This is a genomic window from Nocardioides bigeumensis, from assembly GCF_039531755.1.
Classification (GTDB): domain Bacteria; phylum Actinomycetota; class Actinomycetes; order Propionibacteriales; family Nocardioidaceae; genus Nocardioides; species Nocardioides bigeumensis.
This window is the reverse complement of record NZ_BAAAQQ010000011.1, coordinates 466,835-489,581: the sequence shown is the minus strand read 5'-3', so window position 1 is coordinate 489,581 and position 22,747 is coordinate 466,835. Positions and strand designations below refer to the sequence as shown.

Here is a 22,747-nt window from a genome sequence, read left to right as displayed (position 1 = left end):
ACGCCGTCTTGCCGCCCGGGAAATAGGACAGTGGCGCTGGACTCCCCCCGGGGCCCAACGCCACTGAGAGGCAACGCTATCGCCCCGGCTTTCACACACAGTCGATGAAAATGTGTGAAAGTTGGCCCCAGGTGTAGAAGCCGGGGGGGTGAACACACCGAATGGGCGATTTGAAGTCGCAGGTGACGCCTGCGTCCTTCGCGGACGCCTTGCGGCAGGCGATCGAGCGACGCGGTGTCAGTCTCGAGCACCTCCGTGGGCGGCTGAACGACTTGGGGACCCCACTGAGCGTGGCGACCCTGAGCTACTGGCGTTCGGGGCGCAGCCAGCCCGAGCACCAGACCTCGCTCGACGCGCTCGCGTCGCTGGAGGAGATCCTCAACCTGCCAGTGGGGCACCTGCGCTCGCGGCTGCGGCCGTCGCGTCGCCCCGGCCCGCGCGGGGGCCGGATGTCGCTCGCCGACGTGATGGGCGGCGACGCCGTGCGCGAGACCCTCGTGATGCTCGGGTTCGACCCCGACGCCTCCGAGGCGCTGGTCGAGACCAGCATGCAGGTGACCGTCGAGATCGACGACGAGGGCCGAGCGCGCTCGTCGGTGTCGCGCTGCGTGCGCAAGGCGACTCGCGACGACGCGCACGCCACGCCGCTCATCCTGCGCACCGACGGTCCTGGCGCCCAGATCCCCGACTTCGTGGCCCGCAAGGGCTGCTCGATCGGCAAGACGCACATGGACGTCGGGGCGGGGGTCTACGGGGTCGAGCTGTTGCTGGAGCGTCCGCTGCACGCCGGCGAGACCGCCATCACCGAGGTCGAGATCCAGCTGCCGGACGACGCCGACCCCGACCCGTTCTTCGAGCTCTACCTCACCCGCCGGCTCTCCGAGGCGATGCTGTGGATCCACTTCGAGGAGGGGCACGTCCCGACCCACTGCCAGGCCTACCTCGACGACCCGCGACACCGCGACCAGCAGGTCCGCGCCACCATGGGCACCACGTCGGCCCACCACGTCGCCCGCAACGTCGGCCCCGGCACCCTCGGCATCCGCTGGGACTGGTGACTCGGCGGGCTGGCAGTTGTTGCCATCGGTACGCCGGCCGGTTGGCCGAACCTGACGGTGCCCGGTCTCCGGCGTCTCGTTAGCGTTCCGAGCATGTGGGTGTGCCGATGCGGGTGATGCTGGCGCTGGGGGGCAACGCCATGACCAGCCCCGACGGCCGCGCCCGGGTGGAGGACCAGATCGCCGCCGCGCGGGTCGCGATGGCCGCGGTCGCCGACCTGCTCACCCGGCCGGACCCGGTCGAGGTGGTGATCACCCACGGCAACGGCCCGCAGGTCGGCAACCTGCTGGTCAAGAACGAGCTCGCCGCCGCGGTCGTGCCGCCGGTGCCGCTCGACTGGTGCGGGGCGCAGACCCAGGCCACGCTCGGCAACGTGTTGATGAACGCGCTGGAGGACGCCCTGCGCGAGCGGGGCACGTCGCGGCGTACGGCGGCCCTGGTGACCCGCACGCTCGTCGATGCCGACGACCCCGGCTTCACCAACCCGACCAAGCCGATCGGCCGCTTCGTCGGAGAGGCGGAGGCGCGGACCATGATCGAGCACGGCGAGACGTGGGAGGACCGGGGCGAGAAGGGCTGGCGCCGGATGGTCGCCTCGCCCGAGCCGCGCGAGATCCTCGACGCCCCCGCGGTGCTGACCCTGATCGACGCCGGCTTCGTCGTCGTCGCGGCAGGTGGCGGTGGTATCCCCACGGTGCGCGAGGAGGGCGGCTACCGCGGTGTCGAGGCGGTCATCGACAAGGACCTCTCCGCAGCCCTGCTCGCGGGCACCGTCGACGCCGACGTGCTCGTCATCGCCACCGACGTACCCAACGCCGTGCTGCGCTTCGGCACCCCCGAGGCCGAGCCGATCGGGCGGGTGTCGGTGTCGCAGATGCGGCAGCACGCCGCCGAGGGACATTTCGCCGGCGGCTCCATGGGCCCCAAGGTCGAGGCGGCGGTGCGCTTCGTCGAGGCCACCGGACGTACGTCGGTCATCACCGACCTGGACTCCATCATCGACGGGCTCGCCGGCGACGCCGGCACCGTGATCATCCCCGACTGAAGCCAGCCGGTGGTCGAGCAAAATCGAGACCACCTCAACGAAAGGAACGGCTCCCATGCCCAGCGCCATCGAGGTCCGCAAGGTCCCGATCCACTCCGTCGCCGACGCCTCCGAGCTGGCCAAGCTCATCGACGACGGCGTGATGGCCGCCGACCGGGTCATCGCGATCATCGGCAAGACCGAGGGCAACGGCGGCGTGAACGACTACACGCGCATCATCGCCGACCGCGCCTTCCGCGAGGTCCTGGTCGCCAAGGGCGCCCCGGCGGACCAGGTGAAGCAGGTCCCGATCGTGTGGTCCGGCGGCACCGACGGCGTGATCTCGCCGCACGCCACGATCTTCGCCACGACGGACGCCGAGCCCTCGGACGAGCAGCGCCTCACGGTCGGCTTCGCGATGAGCGAGACGCTGGCGCCCGAGGACATCGGGCGCGTCGCCATGATCACCAAGGTCGCCGACGCGGTGAAGGTCGCGATGGAGCGGGCCGGCATCACCGACGTCGCCGACGTGCACTACGTGCAGACCAAGACCCCGCTGCTGACCATCCACACGATCCGCGACGCCAAGTCGCGCGGCAAGACGGTGTGGACCGAGCACACCCACGAGTCCATGGACCTCTCCAACGGCTGCACCGCACTCGGCATCGCCGTCGCGCTCGGCGAGATCGAGATGCCGACCGACGAGGACATCATGCACGACCGCTCGCTGTTCTCCTCGGTCGCGTCCTGCTCGTCAGGTGTCGAGCTCGACCAGGCCCAGGTCGTGGTGGTGGGCAACGCGACGGGCGTGGGCGGGCGCTACCGCATCGGCCACTCCGTCATGAACGACGCCCTCGACCAGGACGGCATCTGGAACGCCATCCGCGACGCCGGTCTCGACCTGCCCGAGCGTCCGCACACCTCCGACCTCGACGGCCGGCTGGTCAACGTCTTCCTCAAGTGCGAGGCCTCGCAGGACGGTCAGGTGCGCGGCCGCCGCAACGCGATGCTCGACGACTCCGACGTCCACTGGCACCGCCAGATCAAGGCCGCGGTCGGCGGTGTCACCGCTGCCGTCACCGGGGACCCCGCCGTCTTCGTGTCGGTCTCCGCCGCGCACCAGGGCCCCGACGGCGGCGGCCCCGTCGCCGCCATCGTCGACCTGGGCTAGCCGCCGCTTCCCAGTCGGCGCTCCACTCGGGCGGCCGTAACTGCGCAATTGCTGAGTTATGGCCGCCTACTGGCCAGTAGGACGACCATTTCCCAGCAATTGCGCGGAAGTTGTCGCGCGTGAGCGGGGTCGCGGTCAGGACCCGCGCGCCGGTCAGCTCGGCCAGTCGGCGAGGGTGTCGAGGTAGCGCTGGCGGACCTGGTCGACCTTGGCGTTGAGCGTCTTCACCGTCCAGCGGGAGGTGTCGACCGGGTCGAGGACGGCGACCTGGACGGTGCCCGAGGAGATCAGGACGCCGTGGGGCGCCATGAGCTCGCCGGCGTTGCGGATCACGATCGGCACGATCGGGACCTTCGCCTGCAGAGCCAGGTGGAAGGCGCCCTTCTTGAAGGGCAGCAGCTTCGGTGTGGGGGACCGGGTGCCCTCGGGCGCGATCACGAGCGAGGTGCCCGACCGAAGCGCGTCGACCGCGGGAGCAAGGGCCTCGCGCGCCTTGCGGCCGTCGGTGCGGTCGACGTACGCCACGTCCGCGAGCCAACCCATCGGCGCGAAGACCGGGTCGGTGGCGAGCTCCTTCTTGGCGACGGCGGTGAAGTCGCGGCGCAGCAGCGATCCGAGCACGGGTACGTCGAGCTGGCTCTGGTGGTTGAAGAGGAAGACGGCGGGGCGGTGGCTCCAGAGGTTCTCCTGGCCGACCACGTCCAGCTTGACCCCGGCCGCGGCGAGCGAAAGCTCGGACGCCACGGCGGCGGCGACGGTGAGCGCCGTACGCCGGTCCTGGTTGACCAGCCCCGCCACCAGCCCGGCGCCGACGCCGATGCCGAGCCCGGCCATCGAGGCGGCCGTCCTGGCCACGGTGACGGGAGTCAGCCGGTTGACGCGCTGCAGCCGGTGCACGGGCCAGCCGCGGGACTCGGCCTCGGTGGTGAGCCCGACGTCGGGGTTGAGGGGCCGCGGTCGCCCGACGGTCTCGAGGTAGGGCACGTCCTCGCGGCCGTTGCCGTAGGCGTAGGACTCGGCCAGGTCGACGCCGTTGGCCGCCGCGAAGTCGACGACCGCCTGCGCCTTGCCAGGCCCCCACAGGATCGGACCGCGGACCTGGCCGGTGAGGATGCCCTCCTCGTCCTCCAGCTCGGTGACCAGGACGTGCTCGATGTCGAGGTCGCGCGCCGCGTCGGCGGCCTGGAAGCGGGTGGCCGACGACGCCATCGCCACGGTGTGGCCGGCCCGGTGGTGGGCCGCGACGAGGCGGCGGGCGTCGGGGTAGACCTTCCCGGCGATACGGCTGCGCCACAGCTCCTGCGAGAGGTCGTCGACCTCGGAGACCGGGCGGCCGGTCAGCGACCCGATCGCGACGTCCATGAGCCGTGAGACGTCGTGACCGCGCTGAGCGACGTTGAAAGACTCGACCAGCGTGCGGACCAGCTCCTCCGGCCCGACCTGTCCGCCGGTGAGCCGCTCACGGAACGCGATGACGCCGGAGTAGCCGTCGATCAGGGTGCCGTCGAAGTCGAAGAAAGCGCCGACGGTCGGCCCCTGCGGTCCGGCCTCGACCTCGGCGATCAGCTCGTCGATGCCCCCGACCTCGCTCATGCCCCGGCCTCGTTCATGCCCCGGCCTCGTTCCTGCCCCGGCCTCGCTCATGCCCCGGCCTCGCTGGCGCCCTCGACCTTGCCGAGGAGCGACGACAGTGCGATCTGCCGCACGACGCCGACGGCGCGGACGACCTCGCCGAGCTCCGCGGCGAACGCCTCGCGCGCTGCGCGCAGCTCCTCGCCGCCCGGGCCGAGCAGTCCGCGGTTCTCGGCGAGCTTGAGGCAGCCGCTCATCAGGTCCTTCGAGATCGACTCGGGGCTGTGCAGGGCCTGCTGCATCCACCGCTGCTTGGCGACACCGAGGCTCTCGAGGATGAGCGCGTCCTGGTCGAGCGGGGCGGCCGGCTCGCGGGTGGCCAGTCGGTCGGCGACCACCTGGTAGGACTCCAGGAACGGCCCGATCACACGGTGCGCGATCAGCAGCTCGGAGTCGCGTACGGCGGCGGCGAGCTCGGTCGTCGTGATCGCGGTCTCGTCGGTCCAGTCGGGGCGGGCGAGCGCGACCTCGGCGCGCAGGTCGGCGTCGTACTCCGCCTTGGTGGCGAAGAAGAACTCGTACTTGAGCAGGTCGCGCAGCGCCAGGGCGTGCTTCCAGGTCTGCGTGGTGACCGGGGCGTCCTCGATCTCCGAGGTCTGCAGCGCCGCGACCTCGGCGATCGCGCGGGTGATGAAGTAGTGGGTGACGGTGTTGCGGTAGAACCCCGCCTCGTGGGCGCGGCCCGGGGCGATGACGTAGACAGGTTCGAGGCCGCCGTCGTACTCCTCGATCACGCCCTCGCGCACCAGCGTGCGCATCGCGCGGCGCAGGCCCTCGGGGCGGCCGAGGTCGACGTCGGCGGTGAGAGGAAGGCGCCGCTTGCGCACGTAGTCGAGCAGCGGCTCGAGGATGGTGAGCGTCTCCTCGAGGGTCATCGCGCGGCCGTCGTTGTCGAGGAGACCGAAGGTGACGAGAGCGGCCGGGGTGATCGGCGTCGCGTTGTTGATCCGGTGCGCGACCTCGAACGCCACGCGTGGCACGACCTCGGAGGAGTCGCCGGACCCGGCACGCGCGGCGGCCTCGTCGAGCGCCTCGCGCAGCGAGAGCGTCGGCCCGAAGCGGACGTGCGCGCGGCCACGCCGACGGCCCTGCGCCCGGGCGAACCGGACGACCCACGCGAGACTCTCGGGCGTCTTCTTGCCACCCGACTCCTCGGCGGAGAGCGCGGAGACCTCGTGCTGCTGGTCGTAGACGATCGCGACCGGCACGAGCAGCACGTCGTCGGCCTGCGCGCCGTTGGCGACGAAGGCGTCGACCAGCCACTTCAGGACACCCATCTTGGGCGGGCGGAGCTTGCCGGTGCGGGTGCGGCCGCCCTCGAAGTACCACTCGAGGTTGGCGTGCCGCTGAAGGAGGTAGCCGAGGTAGAGCCGCAGCATCGCGGGGTAGACCGGGTCGTCGCGGGTCGAGCGCCGGATGAAGATCAGCCCCGCGCGCCGGCCGAGCTCGGACAGCGGCCACAGCGCGAGGTTGATCCCGCCGAGCACGTAGTTGGGCTTGAACCCGTGCTTGGCCAGGGCGGCGCGCAGCACCAGCGGGTCGAGGTAGGACCGGTGGTTGGGCAGGAACACCAGCGAGTGCTTGCGGTCGAGCTCGCGCAACGCCGGCAGGTCGGAGACGTCGGCGTCGACGTCGTAGGACCGCGTCAACCAGCGCCCCATCCGGTCCCACGCCGCGGTGGCCTGGTCGTCGACCTGCGAGGCGAGCTCCTCGAGACAGGCGATCGCGTCGGTGCGGATCTCCTCGACGTCCCGGCCGGTCTTGCCGGCCAGCTCCTCGACGGCCTCGGCATAGCGCTGCGAGCGGGCGATGCTCGTCACCGCACGGCTGTCACCCTTCGGCGCGTCGTCGTCGCGCCCCCTGGATGCGCTGGTGCGGTCGAGCAGGCCCATGACGGCACCCTAGTGCGCACGACGGTGGTCGAGCAGCGAGCGAAGCGAGTGGAAGGTCGAGACCACGACAGAGGGTGGCCTCGACCTCGCTCGACCCGCGACTACTCGTCCAGCCAGGCCCGGATCGCGGCGCCGTGCTCGTCGAGCAACGGGGGAGGGGCGTGCTCGGCGCGGCCGCCGGAGTGGGCGTTGTCGTCGAAGCGCAGCGGCGAGCCCGAGAGGCGGAGGGTGCCGTACGCCGCGTGCTCGACGTCGAGCACGAGGCCTTGCGACTGCGTCTGCTCCCATTCGTAGACCTCGTTCATCGTGCGCACCATCCCGGCCGGCACGCCCGCGCTGATGAGCGCCTCGAGCCAGTGCTCGGCGGGCTCGGTGGCGAAGACCCGCTCGATCGCGGCGATGAGCTCGTCGCGGTGGGCCACCCGGTCGCCGTTGAGGCGGAACCGCGGGTCGTCGGGGTCGAGGCCGATCGCGGTGGCGAAGGTGCGCCAGAGCCCCTCGGAACCGACGGCGACCTGGATCGGAGCCGACCCGGTGGCGAACATGCCGTACGGCGCGATCGCGGGGTGGTGCGCCCCGGAGACGCCCGGTACCTCACCGGCCACGGTCCAGCGGGTGCCCTGGAAGGCGTGCACCCCGACGACGGCGGCGAGCAGCGACGTGCGCACGACCCGTCCGCGCCCGGTGCGGGTGCGTTCGTGGAGGGCGGCGGTGACGCCGTACGCGAGGTTCATCCCGGCGAGCAGATCGGCGATCGGGACCCCGACCTTGGTGGGCTGGTCGGTGCCGGTGACGCTCATCAGGCCGCCCTCACCCTGGGCGATCTGGTCGTAGCCGGCCCGGCTCGCCTCGGGGCCGTCGTGCCCGAAACCGGTGATCCGCCCGATCACGAGCAGCGGGTTGAGCTCGTGGAGCCGCTCCTCTGTGAAGCCGAGCCGGTCGAGCACGCCGCTGCGGAAGTTCTCCAGCAGCACGTCGGCACGCGCCACGAGCCTGGCCAGGACGTCGGCGTCAGCGGTGTCCTTGAGGTCGAGGACGATCGACTCCTTGTTGCGGTTGGCCGACAGGAAGTACGTCGAGTCGCGCCGGCCGTCCTCGGTGGCCTCGCCGGCCCAGGGCGGGCCCCATGCCCTGGTGTCGTCGCCGGTCGCGCTCTCGACCTTGATCACCCGGGCGCCCAGGTCGCCGAGCATCATCGCCGCATGCGGGCCGGCCAAGGCCCTGGTGAGGTCGAGGACGAGCACGTCTGAGAGGGGACCGACCGGGGGTGCTGGCATGTCTCGACGCTAGCGGCTGGGACTGCGCGCCGGTGGTCGAGCAGCGAGCATGCGAACGGAGAGTCGAGACCACGCATGCCGGGCTCATGCAGACGTCGCCACTCAGGCGCGCCCGAGAGCGGCTACCGCGTCTTCGAGGACCCCGCCGGCCATCCGTTCTGCCTCGTGCACGGCAAGCAGGTCCCGGACCCGCGGTTCGCCGCGCCAGACCCGGGGGAGAATGGTGCCCATGCGGACCGATGACCTGCGCTCGATCCCGCTGTTCGAGGGGATCACCGACGACCAGCTGGCCGCCGTCGCCAGTCGCTTCACCGAGGTGGAGGTCGACACCGGCACGGTGCTCGCCCGCCGCGGCGACTTCGGCTACCACTTCTTCCTGGTGAGGTCTGGCCTGGCGGTCGTGGCGGTCGACGAGAGGGTCCTGACCACGCTCGGTCCAGGGGACAGCTTCGGTGAGATCGGCGTACTGCGGCGCGGCAAGCGCACCGCCAACGTCGTCGCCGTCACCGAGATGCGGCTGGCCACGATGACCATCTGGGACTTCAACGAGATCACCCGCGAGGTCCCGGAGATCGTCGAGCGCGCCCGGAAGGTCGCCGAGGAGCGGCTCGCCCGCGGCTAGATCGGGTCTTCGCCTGGTCTCGGCGCAAGTAGGTCTCGACCGACAACTTCCGCGCAATTGCGTAGTTGTTGCCGCCCCGGGGGCGCCGGACCGACAATTTCCGCGCAATTGCGAAGTTACGGTCGCGTGATGGTCAGGATCCCCAGGCACATCTCGTCGGTGGTGCCCTCGCCCCAGACGACGTAGCGGTCCTCACGCTGGGTCTCGAAGGCCGGGTCGGTGTCGGGCAGCCACTGGGCGTGGTGGCAGGTGACCTTCACGGTGTCGCACGGCTGCAGGTGGATCGGGTCGACGGGCCGGGCGGGATCTTGATGGAGCGGCCGGGTCACCCGCGGCCGCTGTCGGTCGCGGATGGTGGGATGGGTCCCATGAGCCCGCCGCAGCCGACGTACCGCCTCGTGCGGCCGGCTGCGCCCGCTCGAGCGACGGCCACCGAGGTGGTCCTCGACGACGAGCAGCAGCGAGTCGTCGACCATGCGGGCGGGCCGATGCTGGTGCTGGCCGGGCCCGGGACGGGCAAGACCACGACGCTCGTCGAGGCCATCGCCCGGCGGATCGAGGCCGGCGCCGCCCCCGACTCCGTCCTGGCGCTGACCTTCTCGCGCAAGGCTGCCGAGCAGCTGCGCGACCGCGTCACCGCCCGTGTGGGGCGCACGACCGGTGCCGCGCTCGGGTCGACCTTCCACTCGTTCGCCTACGGCTTGGTCCGGTCCTACGCGCCCTCCGAGCTCTACGTCGAGCCGTTGCGGCTGCTCAGCGCGCCGGAGCAGGACGTGGTGCTGCGCGAGCTGCTGACCGACGACGCCGACCCGGTGGAGTGGCCCGAGTCGCTGCGGGTCGCGCTCGGCACGCGTGGGTTCGCCCGCGAGGTGCACGCCGTCCTCTCCCGGGCGCGGGAGAAGGGGCTCGACGGCGACGACCTGGTCAGGCTGGGCGAGGAGCACGACCTCCCGGAGTTCGTCGCGGCGGGGCGGTTCCTCGAGCAGTACCTCACCAACCTCGACCACCAGGGCCTCACCGACTACTCCGACCTGATCCGCCGGGCCACCCTCGAGGCGGAGGACCACCGCGACGAGCTGCGCGCGCGCTTCCGGCACGTGTTCGTCGACGAGTACCAGGACACCGACCCGGGCCAGGTGGCGCTGTTGCGCGCCATCGCGGGAGACGGACGTGACCTCGTCGCCGTCGGCGATCCGCACCAGTCGATCTACGCCTTTCGCGGGGCCGACGTGCGGGGGATCCTCGAGTTCCCCACTGAGTTCCCGCGCTCCGACGGGACGCCGGCCGAGGTCGTCGCGCTGCGGACGACGCGGCGCTTCGGCCCGCGCCTCCTGGTCGCCTCGCAGCGCATCGCCGGGCGCCTCGCCCTGCCCGGCACCATCGACCCGGCCGCCCGGGAGGCGTTCCACAAGCCGGTCGCGGCCCCAGGGCCGCACGGCGACGGTCTCGCCGTGGTGCGCACCTTCGACACCGAGCGTGCCGAGGCGGAGCACCTCGCCGACCTGCTGCGCCGCGCGCACCTCGAGGACGGCGTCCCCTGGCACGAGATGGCCGTCCTGGTGCGCTCCGGGCGCACCTCGATCCCACCGTTGCGCCGGGCCCTGGGTGCGGCGGGAGTGCCCGTCGAGGTCGCCAGCGACGAGGTCCCGCTCGTGCGTGATCCGGCCGTGCTGCCCCTCCTCGACGCCGTGCGCGCCGCGTTGCAGCTCGACAACGACGATCCCGACGACCTGCGTCACATCGACGCCGTCCGTGCCTCCTCGCTGCTGACGGGGCCTCTCGGGGGCCTCGACGCGGGCGACGTACGCCAGCTGGCCCGCCTGCTGCGCACCCGCGAGAGGGCCTTGGCGGCGGCCGAGGACCGGGCGCCGCAGCCCTCGCGCGAGCTGGTCCGTCGCGCGGTCGTCGAGCGCGGGTTCTTGGCCGGGCTGCAGGGCGACGGCACCCCGCTGGCCCGGGTGCGCGCCCTGCACGACCTGCTGGCGTCCTCGGCCGACGAGCTCGCGGCGGGCGGGTCGGCCGAGCAGGTGCTCTGGCGGATGTGGACGGCCACCGACTGGCCGGAGCGGCTGCGCCGCGGCGTCGACCAGGGCGGGGCCGCCGCCCGGCGCGCGCACCGCGACCTCGACGCGATCTGCGCGCTGTTCGACGTGGCCGCCCGGGTCGGCGAGCAGCGCAACCGGCTCGGCGTGCACGACTTCGTCGAGGGCCTGGTCGCCCAGGAGATCCCGGCCGACACCCTGGCCGAGCGCGGCGTCCGCGGCTCCGCCGTCCGCCTGCTCACCGCCCACCGGGCCAAGGGCCTCGAGTGGCGCCTGGTCGTGGTCGCGCACGTGCAGCAGGAGGGCTGGCCGGACCTGCGTCGCCGCATGACCCTGCTGCGCGCCGACCGGATCGGCAGCGACGGGGTGGTGGTGCCGCCGGTCACCGCGCGTCAGCTGCTGCTGGAGGAGCGGCGGCTCTTCTACGTCGCCTGCACCCGTGCGCGCGAGCGCCTCGTCGTGACGGCCGTGGCGTCGGCGGAGGACGACGGCGAGCAGCCGAGCCGCTTCCTCGACGAGCTCGGCCTGAGCGTCGAGAAGGTCTCCGGGCGGCCGGCGCGGCCCCTGTCGATGTCCGGCCTGGTCAGCGAGCTCCGGCGGACCGTCGCCGACCCGGCCACCAGCGAGCCGCTCCGGTTGGCGGCAGCCCGGCGGCTGGCCCGGCTCGCCGGTGCCACGTCCGGCCATCGCCCGCTGGTGCCGCAGGCCGATCCGTCGGCGTGGTGGGGCACGCGCTCGGCGACGCGGTCGGTGCGGCCGGTCCGCGACCCCGACAAGCCGGTCCCCGTGTCGGCCACGGTCCTGGAGCACCTGGCGGTCTGTCCGACGCAGTGGTTCCTGGAGCGCGAGGCAGGCGGGGTGGGCGCCGCCCACCAGTCCGCCAACATCGGACAGATCGTGCACGCCCTCGCCGATCGCGTGGCGCGCGACGACCTGCCCCCCGACCTCGACGTCCTGCTCGGCCACGTCGAGGAGGTCTGGGACCGGATGTCGTTCCGCACGCCCTGGTCCAAGGCCCGCGAGCGCGAGCGGGTGCGGCTGGCGCTCGAGAGGTTCCTGGCCTGGCACTCCACCAACTCCCGCCGACTCGTCGCGACCGAGCAGTCCTTCGAGTCGCTCGTCGAGCTCGACGGGGGCGAGCGGGTGCGGCTCACCGGTTACGCCGACCGCATCGAGCTCGACGCCGACGGCTCCGTCGTCGTGGTGGACCTCAAGACCAGCAAGTACGCCCCCACGGGTCCGGCCGTGCAGCGCCACGTCCAGCTCGGCGTCTACCAGTACGCCGTCGACCAGGGCGCGGTCTCGCCGCTGCTACCCGACGGGCAGGAGGGCGCCCGTTCAGGAGGTGCCGAGCTCGTCCAGCTCGGCCTGCCCGGCGACTCGTCCGAGCCGACCGTCCAGCGCCAGGAGCAGCAGGCCGAGGACGGGATCGAGCGCCAGGCGCTGCGGCTGCAGCTCGACCGCGCGGCGGCGTACCTCCGGTCGGAGAACTTCCCGGCCGTCTCCGGGCAGCACTGCCGCGAGTGCCCCTTCGTGCCGCTGTGCCCGGCCAAGAGCGCGGGGGCGGTGACGACAAGGTGAGCCCGCTGCGCATCGACAGTCCGCAGGACCTCCAACGGGTGATGGGCACGGACTACGCGCCCAGCGACCAGCAGTGGGCGGCGATCTGCGCGCCGTTGGCGCCCGCGGTCGTGGTCGCCGGGGCCGGCTCCGGCAAGACGACGCTGATGGCCGCACGGGTCGTCTACCTCGTCGCCACCGGCCAGGTACGCCCCGACGAGGTGCTGGGCCTGACCTTCACCACCAAGGCCGCGACCGAGCTCCGGCGCGGGATCCTCGGCGCGCTCGAGCGGTCGGGGCTGCTGGCCTCGGTCGAGGACCGGTCCGGCGCCGACCCCGGCGCCGACCCCGACGAGGACCCTGAGCCGCTCGAGCCGACGGTGGCGACCTACAACGCGTACGCCGCCACCCTGCTGACCGACCACGGCCTGCGGATCGGCCACGAGCCCGACACCCGGGTGATCACCGACGCGGCCCGCTACCAGCTCGGTTCGCGGGTCGTGGACCGGCACACCGGGCTCGTCGAGCACCTCACCGACCACCCGCCGACGGCCATCCAGAACCTCCTGGCCCTCGACGGCGGGATGTCCGAGCACCTGGTGACGCCCGAGCAGGTGCGGGCCTTCGACGCCGAGGCGCGGCGAGGCTTCGAGCGGGCGCTGGCCGAGGAGATCGCGGGCAAGGACCGCAAGACCTACCGCGAGGCTGCGGAGAAGGCGATCTCCGCCATCGACCGGCGCGGCGAGCTGCTCGACCTGGTCGAGGGCTACCGCGCGCTCAAGAGCGATCTGACGCTGATGGACTTCTCCGACCAGATCGAGCTCGCCGCCAGGCTGGTCTCGGCCCAGCCCGAGGTCGGTGCGCTGGAGCGGGCCCGCTTCAAGGTGGTCCTCCTGGACGAGTACCAGGACACCTCCGTGGCCCAGGCGGTGATGCTGTCCCGGCTCTTCTCGGGCCCGGGCGTCGCCGGTGGTCGTGGTCACGCGGTCACGGCGGTCGGCGATCCCAACCAGGCGATCTACGGCTGGCGCGGGGCGTCGGTGTCCAACATCCTCAACTTCGCCGAGACGTTCCCGGCGGCGACGGGGCCGGTGCCGACGTACCCGCTCACGGTCAACCGGCGCTCCGACCGGCGCATCCTCGAGGTCGCCAACGCGCTCGCCGCGCCGCTCTACGACCGCTACGACCAGGTGGCGCGGCTCGAGCCCAAGCCGGGCGCCGCGCAGGGAGTCGTGGCCACCGCCGTCCTGGAGACCCAGGCCGACGAGCTCGAGCGGTTGGTGGCGGGGGTCAAGGAGGCGCACGAGTCCACGGGAGCCTGGTCGGCGATCGGGGTGCTGACCCGCGACAACGCGCACGCCGAGGACGTCTTCGACGCGCTCGCCGACGCACAGGTCCCGGTCGAGATCGTGGGCCTCTCGGGGCTGCTGCGCCTGCCCGAGGTCGCCGAGGTGGTCGCGGTGCTGCACCTGCTCGCCGACCCGACGGCCAACACCTCGCTGCTCACCCTGCTGACGGGGCCGCGCTGGGCGATCGGCCCGCGCGACCTGCGGCTGCTGGCCGAGCGCGCCCGCGAGCTCGCCGGCGGTTCGACCCGCCTCCCCGCTGGTGCGGCCGTCCGCGACCACCTGGTAGCGGTGGCCGACGGCATCGACCCGGCCGAGATCGCGGCCCTCGGAGACGCCCTCGACGACCCCGGGGAGGCGGCCTACTCCGACGAGGCCCGCGAACGCTTCCGGCTCCTGGCCAGAGAGCTCCGGGTGCTCCGCTCGTCGGTCGGCGAGCCGCTGCTCGACGTCGTCCGGCGGATCATCGACACCACGGGGGTCGACATCGAGCTGGCCTCCGCCGTCAACCCGGCGGCGGCCGCTCGGCGCGACAACCTCGACCTCTTCGTCAAGGCGGTCGCTGAGTTCCAGGCCGTCGACGGCGACGTCAGCCTGACCGCCCTGCTGGCCTACCTCACCGCCGAGGACGACCAGGGCAACGGCCTCGACGTCGCCACCCCGACGGCCGCCGACTCGGTCAAGCTGCTCACGGTGCACCGCTCGAAGGGCCTCGAGTGGTCGGCGGTGTTCCTCGTCGGCGTGTGCGAGACGAGGTTCCCGTCCAACCGCTCGCGCACGCTCTGGACGTCCTCGCCCGCGGTCCTGCCGGCCCCCCTGCGCGGCGACGCGGGCGACCTGCCTCAGCTCGCGGGCTGCGACAAGAAGGCGCTCGACGACTACCGCGCGGCGACGCGCGACCACGACGCCGAGGAAGAGCTGCGGCTGGGGTACGTCGCGTTCACCCGCGCCGCCCACCAGCTCACGGTGACGTCCTACTGCTGGAGCCCGCGGTCGACCCCCTTCGGCCCGTCGAGCTATCAGGCCGTCGTCCGCGACCAGCTCGTCGCCTGGGGCGAGCCGGTCCCCGAGTGGCGCGACAAGCCGGTCAAGGGTGACCCCAACCCCTACGACCAGGTCGATCCGTCGAGGCCCTGGCCCGAGGTCGGGATCGGGGCCGAGGCCCGGCGTCGTCTCGACGCCGCCGCGGTGGTGCGGGCCGCCGATCCCGACGCGCCCGACGACGACCTCGACATGGTCGAGTCGGCGCTGGTCGCCGACTGGGACACCGAGCTCGACCGGCTGCTTACCGAGGCCCGCCACGACGTCTCCGACACGGTCGAGGTGCCGCTGCCGTCCAGCCTGTCCGCGACCGCGCTGGCCCGCCTGCGCGACGACCCCGCGGCCTTCGCGGGGGAGATCGTCCGGCCGATGCCGCGCGCTCCCGCGCCGAGCGCCCGCGCCGGCAGCCGCTTCCACGCCTGGGTCGAGGCGAGGTTCGGCCAGCTCTCGCTGCTCGGCGCCGACGAGGTGGCCGGACGCGCGGAGGACGACGACGACACCGATGCCGAGCTCGACGAGCTGGTGAAGGCCTTCGAGGCGGGCTCGTTCGCGGAGCGTGCGCCTCACGCTGTCGAGGCGGGGTTCGCGCTGGTCCTCGACGGCCAGGTGGTGCGTGGCCGGATCGACGCCGTCTACCAGGCGCCCGACGGCGGGTTCCTGCTGGTGGACTGGAAGACCCACCGGTCGCAGACGGCCGACCCGCTGCAGCTCGCGGTCTACCGCGTCGGCTGGGCCGAGCTCACCGGCACCCCGTTGGACAAGGTGCGAGCGGCTTTCTACTACGTGCGCACCGACGACCTGGTCGAGCCGCCCGACCTGCCGGACCGGGCCGGGCTCGAGGCGCTGCTCAACCTGCGCTGACGGCCGCCTTCAGCGCGATCTCGACCATCGCGTCGAAGGTCTCCTGCCGTTCCTGGGCGCTGGTCTCCTCACCGGTCACGACGTGGTCGGAGACGGTGCACACGGCCAGGGCCCTGCGACCATGCTTGGCGGCCAGCGTGTAGAGCGCGCTGGCCTCCATCTCGACCGCGAGGACGCCGTACTCCACCATCCGCATCATCAGCTCGGGCCGGCTGGCGTAGAACGAGTCGCACGAGTAGATCAGGCCCACGTGCACCGGCTGATCAGACACGGTCGGGGCGGCATCGGCGGCCGCGCGGAGCAGCCCGAAGTCCGCGACAGGTGCGTAGTCGAGCCCCTCGAAGGTGATCCTGTTCATCGCCGAGTCGGTGCAGGCGCCCGAGGCGATCACGATGTCGCGGACCGCGACCTTCTCGTTGAGCGCGCCGCACGAGCCGACCCGGATGATCGAGCGGACGTCGTAGTCGCGGAACAGCTCGTTGACGTAGATCGCGAGCGACGGCTGCCCGATGCCGGAGCCCTGGACCGAGATCGGCGTGCCCTGCCAGGTGCCGGTGTAGCCGTACATCCCGCGCACCTCCGAGTAGCACTCGACATCCTCGAGGAACTGCTCGGCGATCCACTTCGCGCGCAGCGGGTCGCCGGGGAAGAGGACGACGGGGGCGATCTGGCCCGGCTCGGCGCCGATGTGCGTGCTCACGGCCCCGACCCTAAGTGTTCGGGGGCTGGGGCTAGCGTTCTGGACCGTGAGCTTTCCCCACCTCGACCTCGCCGCCGACGCCCATGACCGGGCAGGGGAGCGGCGGCTCGACGAGGACTGGCTGGCCGAGCGGTGGGCGGACCCGGCGAGCCGGGCGCTCGTCGTCGTCGGCAGCCGGATCCGGCCCCTCGACGGGCGCGTGGACTGGCGGCCGACCGAGGACGCTCCCGACGGGCTCAGGGTGCTGCTGGGCGAACGCGACGGGCGCACCTGGTTCGCGGTCGTGGTCGACCCGCGCCAGGCGGCGTACGACCGGATCGGTGACCGCGGCGAGTGGGTCGGCCTGCGTGCTGTGCTGCAGGACCTCGCGGCCGGGCAGCAGGCGGACGCGCCGCTGGTCTTCCACGCGATCGGGCTGGCCGAGTGGCTGTACGCCGTGCGGCACTGCTCGCGCTGCGGCGGCGCTCTGCAGCCGCGGGCGGCCGGCCACGAGCAGATCTGCACCGCCTGCGGCAAGGTCACCTGGCCGCGCACGGACCCGGCCGTGATCATGACCGTCACGCACGGCGAGCGCGGTGCCGACGACGAGCGCTGCCTGCTCGGGCGCCAGGCCGCGTGGCCGGAGGGGCGCTACTCGACCCTCGCGGGGTTCGTCGAGCCGGGGGAGTCGCTGGAGGACGCCGTACGCCGCGAGGTCCGCGAGGAGGTCGGCGTCGTGGTCGGCGACGTCGACTACTTCGGCAACCAGGGCTGGCCGTTCCCGAGCAGCCTGATGCTGGGCTTCCACGGGCGTGCGACCTCGACCGAGATCACCGTCGACAAGCGTGAGATCGAGGACGCGCGGTGGTTCACCCGCGCCGAGATGAAGGCGGAGGCGGAGGCCGGGACGCTGGTCCTCCCGGGCGGCGTCTCGATCTCGCGCAGCCTGGTCGAGGACTGGTACGGCGGCCCGTTGCCAGGCCGCTGGTGACGCCCGACAGGCAGCTTGTCGTCGAGGCTTCCCGCCCGTCAGCTCGCCAGCGAGGCGAGCTTCTCCTTGACCTGCATCAGGGAGGGGTTGGTCTGCGCCGAGCCGTCCGAGAACACCAGCGTGGGGACGGTCTGGTTGCCGCCGTTGGCCTGCTCGACGAGCTCGGCCGCCTCGGGGTGCTGCTCGATGTCCACGACCTCGAAAGAGATGCCCTCCCGACTGAGCTGTCCCTTGAGCCGGTGGCAGTAGCCACACCAGCTCGTGCTGTACATCGTGAACGACATCGGGCGATGTCCCCTCTCGTGTCTAAGGTGCTGTCGACCGTAACGCCTACCCCTCAGGAGCTGTTCCCCACGTGATCAGTCCCATATCCGGGGCCACCCTCCTCGACGCGCTCGACCCCGAGCAGCGCCTGGTCGCGGAGGCTCTGCGCGGTCCGGTGCGGGTCCTGGCCGGTGCCGGCACGGGCAAGACCCGTGCGATCACCCACCGCATCGCGCACGGGGTGGCGACGGGCGTCTACGCGCCGACCGAGGTACTGGCGGTGACCTTCACGACGCGGGCGGCGGGCGAGATGCGCGGCCGGCTGCGCATGCTCGGCGCGTCCGGGGTGCAGGCACGCACGTTCCACTCCGCGGCGCTGCGCCAGCTGCGCTACTTCTGGCCGCGCACCCACGGGGCCGACCTGCCCACGCTGACGGAGTCCAAGCTCGGCATGGTCGCGGGCGCCGCCCGGCGGCTGCGGGTCGAGACCGACCAGGCGCTCCTGCGCGACGTCGCGTCCGAGATCGAGTGGGCCAAGGTCTCCAACGTCGCCCCGGACGGCTACGCCGCCGTCGCTCCGGGCCGCGGGCGCTCGGTCAACAACCTCGACCCCGAGACGATCGGCCGGCTCTTCGAGCTCTACGAGCAGGTCAAGCGCGACCAGGGCCGGATGGACATGGAGGACGTCCTCCTCCTCACCGCCGGGCTGCTCGACTCCGACGAGCGGGTGGCCGCCCAGGTGCGCTCGCAATACAAGTGGTTCGTGGTCGACGAGTTCCAGGACGTCTCGCCGCTCCAGGCCGCGTTGCTCGACCTCTGGCTCGGTGGCCGCCAGGAGCTCTGTGTGGTCGGCGACCCGGCCCAGACGATCTACTCCTTCGCCGGTGCCAACGCGCGCTACCTCCGCGACTTCGCGATGCACCACCCCGGCGCGGTCAGCCTCGAGCTCAACCGCAACTACCGCTCGACCCCCGAGGTCGTGGCCGCGGCCAACACCCTGCTCGCGCGCACGTCGAGCCAGGGCGTCGACCTGCGGGCGCAGCGGCCGTCCGGCACCCCCGTGGCCTACTCCGCCCACCCCGACGAGCCCGCGGAGGCGGCGGCGGTGGCGACCCGCATCTCCGAGCTCCAGGCCGTCGGCGTGCCCTTCGGGGAGATGGCGGTGCTGTTCCGCATCAACGCCCAGTCCCAGGCCTTCGAGGAGGCGCTGGCGGCGCGCGGCATCCCCTACGTCATCCGCGGCGCGGCCCGCTTCTTCGAGCGGCCCGAGGTGCGCCAGGCGGTCACCCTGCTGCGCGGGGCCGCCCGGTCCGGCCAGTCCAGCGGCGACGTCGCCGCCGACGTGCGCGACACCGTCTCCGGGCTCGGCTGGGCGCCGACCGCGCCGACCGCCCGCGGCCAGACCCGTGACCGCTGGGAGTCCTGGCAGGCGCTGGTCGACCAGTCCGTCGACTGGGTGCAGGCCAACCCCGGCGCCGACCTCAACGCCTTGGTCGACGAGCTCGACCGCCGGGCCAGCGAGCAGCACGCCCCGGTCGCCGGCGGCGTCACGCTGGCGACGCTGCATGCCGCCAAGGGCCTGGAGTGGGACGCCGTCTTCGTCTGCGGGCTCGTCGAGGGCACCCTTCCCATCGTCTACGCCGAGTCGGCCGCCGCGGTCGAGGAGGAGCGCCGGTTGCTCTACGTCGGCATGACCCGCGCCCGGGTGCACCTGTCGCTGTCCTGGGCGCTGGCGCGCAACGCCGGAGGCCGCCAGTCGCGCCGGCCGAGCCGCTTCCTCGACGGGCTGCGCCCCAGCGACGCGCAGCTCGGCCTGCCCAGCGCCGGCCGGCGGTCCAAGAAGACGCGCGGCGCGATCACCTGCCGTGAGTGCGGCAAGGCGCTGTCGACCGGCGCGGAGAAGAAGACCGGCCGCTGCTCGGAGTGCCCGGCGTCGTACGACGAGGAGCTGTTCGAGCGACTGCGGGCCTGGCGGATCGGGCGCGCCACCGACGACAAGGTGCCGGCGTTCGTGGTCTTCACCGACGCCACCCTCCAGCTGATCGCCGAGCACCTGCCCACCACCGAGCAGGCGCTGCTCAAGATCAACGGGATCGGCCGCTCCAAGGTCGACAAGTACGGCGCGGCCGTGCTCGCCGTGCTCGCCGGCGAGGTGCCGGACCGGGCTCTCGAAGAAGCCGTCGAGGGCACGCCCGCTGGACCCTCCGAGGGAGTCGAGGAGAGCCTCGAGGAGCTCCTCGAGCGGTCTGTCCGAGAATCTTCGAGAAATAGTCACTAAATCGTTTGCTCATGACAGAAACGCCGCGATACCTTCCTGAGTACCAACCCGCTTGCGCACACGAGGGCTGACAACCCTCGCGCCCGATTGCACCGAAGGAGGTGGCCCAGATGAGCAACATCCAGACCAGGACCCGGATCACGACCGCGTCCGGCTTCGGCATGTCCATTTCCGGCCACCAGTGCGCCCTCGGCATGACGGACCGCATCGCGGTTCTCGTGCGCGACCGCGCCTTCACGGGTGCCGTCAAGGGTCTGCCGGTCTACGCCGTTCTCGGCGCCTTCCCGGGTCCCGACGCCTGGAGTCCACCGATCTGAGTTGAAACCACTCGATTGGCAGCCTCCAGGCCGCGGAACCCAAACCAAAGGGATCCGCGGCCTTTCTGTTTCTCCGGACCACCAGCCCGGAGTCGCAACACCAGATGAACCACAAGTTCGACAGGTCAAGAAGGAGGTGACGAAATGACCATCAGCGTTCTCGATCGCAACGATGGGGCCCTCGACGAGATGAACACCGTCTCGCTCGGCGGCCTCCACGATGCAGCAGGTCGGGTGGACGAGGAGCTACTGCCGTGCCGGGCTAACAACCCGGAGCTGTGGTTCGCCGAGTCGCCCTCCGACGTGGAGTTCGCCAAGACGCTCTGCCGGGACTGCCCGGTGCGCGAGCTGTGCCTCGACGGGGCACTGGAGCGTCGCGAGCCCTGGGGTGTGTGGGGTGGGGAGCTGTTCCTGCAAGGAGTCGTGATCCCGCGGAAGCGTCCGCGAGGCCGGCCCCGCAAGGACGACCCCTTCAACCAGTCCGCCGACGCCCAGCCCGCCGCCTGATCCATCCGGACCAGGGAGCGGACTCCTCTATTGAAAGTCACCAGTGAAGACCTACTCGAACGGAACACAAGCCATGGAACTCATGTCGCAAGAACTCGCGCGGGCTCAGATGTCCGCGCGCCTGGGAGAGGCGCACCACAGGCGGCAGGGCCACCAGCTGGTCCTCGCTCGCCGACTCGGCCGCAAGGCCGAGGAGGCCGCGCAGCAGGCGCGTCTCGCCCTCGCTCGCTCGCTGTGAAGCAGCACGGGTGACCCGCACCCAACGGTCCGGCACGACCGGCGGGAGACCCCGATGAGCGACGAGACAGGCCGGGTACGACGATCACGTCGTACCCGGCTTCTGTCATTTGCGGCACCTGTGTGGGCGCTCGCGTCAGGGCTACCGTGGGCCCATGGCCACGGAGGAGACGTTGACCTGTGACTTCTGCGGTCACCAGGCCCCGGCCGCCGAGACGCTGAGCTGGACGGTCTCGGTCGAGAACGGCCGCCGCCGCCGCTACTGCGACGAGTGCTCGCGGTCGCACCTGCGCTCCATGGAGGGAAAGCTCGACAGCGAGTTCTGGTGACGGTCCCATCCGCGATCGACCAGCGAGGTCTCGACTGCGCTCGACCACCAAGGCGGCCGAGCGCGAGCACCGAGGCGGCCGAGCGCGAGCACCGAGGCGTGATCAGTCGAGGTCCATCAGCTCGTCCCAGCAGCAGCCGCAGTGCGGGTGGCGTCGCCACCGCCGCGGCACCAACCCCTCCTCGCCCGGCAGCGCGACCAGCGTGAGCGTGGCCGACCAGGTCATCGGCCGGTCGCCGTCGAGGTAGGCCAGCACGTCGCGCACCGCCAGCCCGACGGCGGCGTACGTCGTCGCCGCGTCGACCGGGCCCGGGCGGCCGGCCACCTGCGCCAGCACGACCCCGCGCCGGTGGTCTGCCACGGCCAGCTCGGCGTCGAGGCAGCGCTGGCACGCGGTGGAGCCGGGCACCACGAAGGGCCCGAGCCGGACCGCGCCCTCGCCCGCAGACACGAGGACGTGCGGCTGGCCCACCGCCATCGCGTCGTCGAGCAGGTCGCGGTCGGGCTCACCGGACGCCAGCACGAGCGCGACGGTCGCGCTCGTGCCGGGGCTGGTCGTCACCGCGGCGACTCCGGCCTCCGCCAGCGCCTGCATCGCGAAGGCGGCCGCCGCGTCGACGCCTGCGTCGAGGGCCCGCACCGTCACGCTGGACGCCTGCCGGGCGCGTAGCCGCCGGGTGGCGTCGGGCCCGTGCGCGGCCAGGAGGGCTCCCGGGCCGCGGCGTGCGTCGGCGTCGTCCACCAGGAGGTCTCGCTCGGCGAGGCTCGCGGTCACCCCGGCGGCGGCCAGGTCGGCGCTCGGCATCCCGGCCTCGAGCCTGGCCAGCACGGCCCGCGTCTCAGGGGTGTCGGCGAGGACCACGCGGCGGTCGAGCCCGACCTGGAGGGTGTCGGCGTCACGGCGACTGACCCAGGACCCGGGACGGAGCATGGCGACCACGCGCGCAGGCTGGCACACCCGCCGGGTCGCGCGCCGAGCATCGTCCACAGGGGGCGGCCCGCGTCAGCGAACGACAACGGCGGCGCCCCCCGCAGGGGACGCCGCCGTTCTCGACCACGCTGAGGTGGCCGGAAGCTCGGGTGGCCTCAGGCCTTGCCGAGGATCCGGTTGAGGTTGGTGCCGCAGACAGGGCAGACGGCCTTCGCCATCCGGGTGCCCTTGTCGTTGACGCGGACCTCGCCCTCGGCCTCGCGCTTCTCCTTGCACTTCACGCAGTAGAACTCGCCGCTCCAGGTCTCCGCCATGACGGCCTCCTTGCTTTACGTTTCGTCTCGGTCGTCGCGACGGGGATTCTTGGGGAAGCCCGCCGGTACCCACGGCTGGCCGCAGGTCGTCTCGACCCTACGCCACGCTCAGCGCACGGGCACACAGGCGCACCGTGAGCGTGCGGCGGCGTGTCGCCAGGCGGAGGAGCGATATTTCTTCTGTCCACAGGTCCCGGAACACGTCTGCCCAGGTCACCGGACGTGGCGGCGCGGGCAAGTCCACAGCGCGGCAAGGCTTCTCTGGGTCGCGTCCACAGGCGACTCCCCGGATCCGGCGCCTTCTCAACAGAGTTATCCACAGGTTGTCCACAGGGCTCGGGGTCAAACGGGGTCCTCGCGTTGACCCTGGCCCC

20 protein-coding genes are annotated in these 22,747 nt (G+C 72.3%); 12 read left to right on the top strand and 8 right to left on the bottom strand.

Annotated features, from left to right (window positions below; translation table 11 throughout):
* The first annotated feature begins 290 nt into the window (after positions 1 to 290).
* The 3 genes from ABD295_RS11410 (at position 291) to bar (ending at position 3,254) form a co-directional block, all read left to right on the top strand.
* The gene (locus tag ABD295_RS11410) at positions 291 to 1,058 is read left to right on the top strand and encodes a hypothetical protein (RefSeq protein ID WP_344303840.1); all 768 of its coding nucleotides are present in this window, start codon (positions 291 to 293) and stop codon (positions 1,056 to 1,058) included.
* Between the two features lie 107 nt (positions 1,059 to 1,165).
* Entirely contained in the window at positions 1,166 to 2,104 is a 939-nt protein-coding gene (locus ABD295_RS11405; protein ID WP_344304052.1) for a carbamate kinase, read from the top strand.
* 55 nt (positions 2,105 to 2,159) lie between these two features.
* Positions 2,160 to 3,254 carry a barbiturase gene (bar, locus tag ABD295_RS11400; RefSeq protein ID WP_344303839.1) on the top strand — a complete coding sequence of 365 codons (1,095 nt, stop codon included), beginning with the start codon at positions 2,160 to 2,162 and terminating at the stop codon, positions 3,252 to 3,254.
* A gap of 153 nt (positions 3,255 to 3,407) precedes the next feature.
* Here bar and ABD295_RS11395 read toward each other — a convergent pair whose 3' ends face one another.
* The 3 genes from ABD295_RS11395 to ABD295_RS11385 form a co-directional block, all read right to left on the bottom strand.
* Positions 3,408 to 4,847, bottom strand: coding sequence for an HAD-IB family hydrolase (locus ABD295_RS11395; protein ID WP_344303838.1), 1,440 nt, complete (start codon positions 4,845 to 4,847; stop codon positions 3,408 to 3,410).
* A gap of 47 nt (positions 4,848 to 4,894) precedes the next feature.
* Positions 4,895 to 6,778, bottom strand: a complete 1,884-nt coding sequence (locus ABD295_RS11390) for a 1-acyl-sn-glycerol-3-phosphate acyltransferase (protein WP_344303837.1) — start codon at positions 6,776 to 6,778, stop codon at positions 4,895 to 4,897.
* 101 nt (positions 6,779 to 6,879) lie between these two features.
* The gene (locus tag ABD295_RS11385; protein ID WP_344303836.1) at positions 6,880 to 8,055 is read right to left on the bottom strand and encodes a CaiB/BaiF CoA transferase family protein; all 1,176 of its coding nucleotides are present in this window, start codon (positions 8,053 to 8,055) and stop codon (positions 6,880 to 6,882) included.
* Positions 8,056 to 8,284: 229 nt separating this feature from the next.
* On the opposite strand from ABD295_RS11385, the gene ABD295_RS11380 reads away from it, so the two are divergent.
* The gene (locus tag ABD295_RS11380) at positions 8,285 to 8,677 is read left to right on the top strand and encodes a cyclic nucleotide-binding domain-containing protein (protein ID WP_344303835.1); all 393 of its coding nucleotides are present in this window, start codon (positions 8,285 to 8,287) and stop codon (positions 8,675 to 8,677) included.
* A gap of 116 nt (positions 8,678 to 8,793) precedes the next feature.
* On the opposite strand, the gene ABD295_RS11375 is transcribed toward ABD295_RS11380, so the two are convergent.
* A complete protein-coding gene (locus ABD295_RS11375) occupies positions 8,794 to 9,006 on the bottom strand; it encodes a hypothetical protein (RefSeq protein ID WP_344303834.1) in 213 nt (70 codons plus the stop codon).
* Positions 9,007 to 9,045: 39 nt separating this feature from the next.
* Between ABD295_RS11375 and ABD295_RS11370 the strand changes: the two genes are divergently transcribed.
* Both ABD295_RS11370 and ABD295_RS11365 read left to right on the top strand, forming a co-directional pair.
* Positions 9,046 to 12,300, top strand: a complete 3,255-nt coding sequence (locus tag ABD295_RS11370; RefSeq protein WP_344303833.1) for an ATP-dependent helicase — start codon at positions 9,046 to 9,048, stop codon at positions 12,298 to 12,300.
* Positions 12,261 to 15,527: an ATP-dependent helicase gene (locus ABD295_RS11365; RefSeq protein WP_344303832.1), complete on the top strand. Its 3,267-nt coding sequence runs from the start codon at positions 12,261 to 12,263 to the stop codon at positions 15,525 to 15,527. Before ABD295_RS11370 ends, ABD295_RS11365 begins: the two co-directional genes overlap by 40 nt.
* Here ABD295_RS11365 and deoD read toward each other — a convergent pair.
* Entirely contained in the window at positions 15,514 to 16,227 is a 714-nt protein-coding gene (deoD, locus tag ABD295_RS11360) for a purine-nucleoside phosphorylase (RefSeq protein WP_344303831.1), read from the bottom strand. The genes ABD295_RS11365 and deoD overlap by 14 nt on opposite strands.
* Positions 16,228 to 16,273: 46 nt before the next feature.
* Between deoD and nudC the strand changes: the two genes are divergently transcribed.
* Complete coding sequence (nudC, locus tag ABD295_RS11355; RefSeq protein ID WP_344303830.1) at positions 16,274 to 17,197, top strand: NAD(+) diphosphatase; 924 nt, start codon at positions 16,274 to 16,276, stop codon at positions 17,195 to 17,197.
* A 38-nt stretch (positions 17,198 to 17,235) separates the two neighbouring features.
* On the opposite strand, the gene ABD295_RS11350 is transcribed toward nudC, so the two are convergent.
* Positions 17,236 to 17,481 (bottom strand): mycoredoxin, encoded by a 246-nt coding sequence (locus ABD295_RS11350; RefSeq protein ID WP_344303829.1) that lies wholly within the window; start codon positions 17,479 to 17,481, stop codon positions 17,236 to 17,238.
* Between the two features lie 71 nt (positions 17,482 to 17,552).
* Between ABD295_RS11350 and ABD295_RS11345 the strand changes: the two genes are divergently transcribed.
* The 5 genes from ABD295_RS11345 to ABD295_RS11325 all read left to right on the top strand — a co-directional run bounded on the left by ABD295_RS11345 (position 17,553) and on the right by ABD295_RS11325 (position 21,129).
* The gene (locus tag ABD295_RS11345; protein WP_344303828.1) at positions 17,553 to 19,739 is read left to right on the top strand and encodes an ATP-dependent DNA helicase UvrD2; all 2,187 of its coding nucleotides are present in this window, start codon (positions 17,553 to 17,555) and stop codon (positions 19,737 to 19,739) included.
* Positions 19,740 to 19,849: 110 nt separating this feature from the next.
* Positions 19,850 to 20,056 (top strand): hypothetical protein, encoded by a 207-nt coding sequence (locus ABD295_RS11340; protein ID WP_344303827.1) that lies wholly within the window; start codon positions 19,850 to 19,852, stop codon positions 20,054 to 20,056.
* A gap of 144 nt (positions 20,057 to 20,200) precedes the next feature.
* Positions 20,201 to 20,563: a WhiB family transcriptional regulator gene (locus tag ABD295_RS11335; RefSeq protein WP_425574042.1), complete on the top strand. Its 363-nt coding sequence runs from the start codon at positions 20,201 to 20,203 to the stop codon at positions 20,561 to 20,563.
* Between the two features lie 109 nt (positions 20,564 to 20,672).
* Complete coding sequence (locus ABD295_RS11330; protein WP_344303826.1) at positions 20,673 to 20,801, top strand: hypothetical protein; 129 nt, start codon at positions 20,673 to 20,675, stop codon at positions 20,799 to 20,801.
* A 154-nt stretch (positions 20,802 to 20,955) separates the two neighbouring features.
* Positions 20,956 to 21,129: a hypothetical protein gene (locus tag ABD295_RS11325; protein WP_344303825.1), complete on the top strand. Its 174-nt coding sequence runs from the start codon at positions 20,956 to 20,958 to the stop codon at positions 21,127 to 21,129.
* 102 nt (positions 21,130 to 21,231) lie between these two features.
* Here the strand turns inward: ABD295_RS11325 and ABD295_RS11320 are convergent, their stop codons facing one another.
* Positions 21,232 to 22,068 (bottom strand): hypothetical protein, encoded by an 837-nt coding sequence (locus ABD295_RS11320; protein WP_344303824.1) that lies wholly within the window; start codon positions 22,066 to 22,068, stop codon positions 21,232 to 21,234.
* A 146-nt stretch (positions 22,069 to 22,214) separates the two neighbouring features.
* Positions 22,215 to 22,373 (bottom strand): DUF5679 domain-containing protein, encoded by a 159-nt coding sequence (locus ABD295_RS11315; protein ID WP_089503918.1) that lies wholly within the window; start codon positions 22,371 to 22,373, stop codon positions 22,215 to 22,217.
* Positions 22,374 to 22,747: the final 374 nt, after the last annotated feature.

Excerpts from the sequence above, each read along its gene's own strand:
- ABD295_RS11370 (WP_344303833.1), top strand. The coding sequence starts at position 9,046 with ATGAGCCCGCCGCAGCCGACGTACCGCCTCGTGCGGCCGGCTGCGCCC.
- ABD295_RS11335 (WP_425574042.1), top strand. The coding sequence starts at position 20,201 with ATGACCATCAGCGTTCTCGATCGCAACGATGGGGCCCTCGACGAGATG.
- bar (WP_344303839.1), top strand. The coding sequence starts at position 2,160 with ATGCCCAGCGCCATCGAGGTCCGCAAGGTCCCGATCCACTCCGTCGCC.
- ABD295_RS11350 (WP_344303829.1), bottom strand. The coding sequence starts at position 17,481 with ATGTCGTTCACGATGTACAGCACGAGCTGGTGTGGCTACTGCCACCGG.
- ABD295_RS11330 (WP_344303826.1), top strand. The coding sequence starts at position 20,673 with ATGTCCGCGCGCCTGGGAGAGGCGCACCACAGGCGGCAGGGCCACCAG.
- ABD295_RS11405 (WP_344304052.1), top strand. The coding sequence starts at position 1,166 with ATGCGGGTGATGCTGGCGCTGGGGGGCAACGCCATGACCAGCCCCGAC.
- ABD295_RS11340 (WP_344303827.1), top strand. The coding sequence starts at position 19,850 with ATGAGCAACATCCAGACCAGGACCCGGATCACGACCGCGTCCGGCTTC.
- ABD295_RS11325 (WP_344303825.1), top strand. The coding sequence starts at position 20,956 with ATGGCCACGGAGGAGACGTTGACCTGTGACTTCTGCGGTCACCAGGCC.
- ABD295_RS11380 (WP_344303835.1), top strand. The coding sequence starts at position 8,285 with ATGCGGACCGATGACCTGCGCTCGATCCCGCTGTTCGAGGGGATCACC.
- ABD295_RS11385 (WP_344303836.1), bottom strand. The coding sequence starts at position 8,055 with ATGCCAGCACCCCCGGTCGGTCCCCTCTCAGACGTGCTCGTCCTCGAC.
- ABD295_RS11390 (WP_344303837.1), bottom strand. The coding sequence starts at position 6,778 with ATGGGCCTGCTCGACCGCACCAGCGCATCCAGGGGGCGCGACGACGAC.
- ABD295_RS11315 (WP_089503918.1), bottom strand. The coding sequence starts at position 22,373 with ATGGCGGAGACCTGGAGCGGCGAGTTCTACTGCGTGAAGTGCAAGGAG.
- ABD295_RS11395 (WP_344303838.1), bottom strand. The coding sequence starts at position 4,847 with ATGAGCGAGGTCGGGGGCATCGACGAGCTGATCGCCGAGGTCGAGGCC.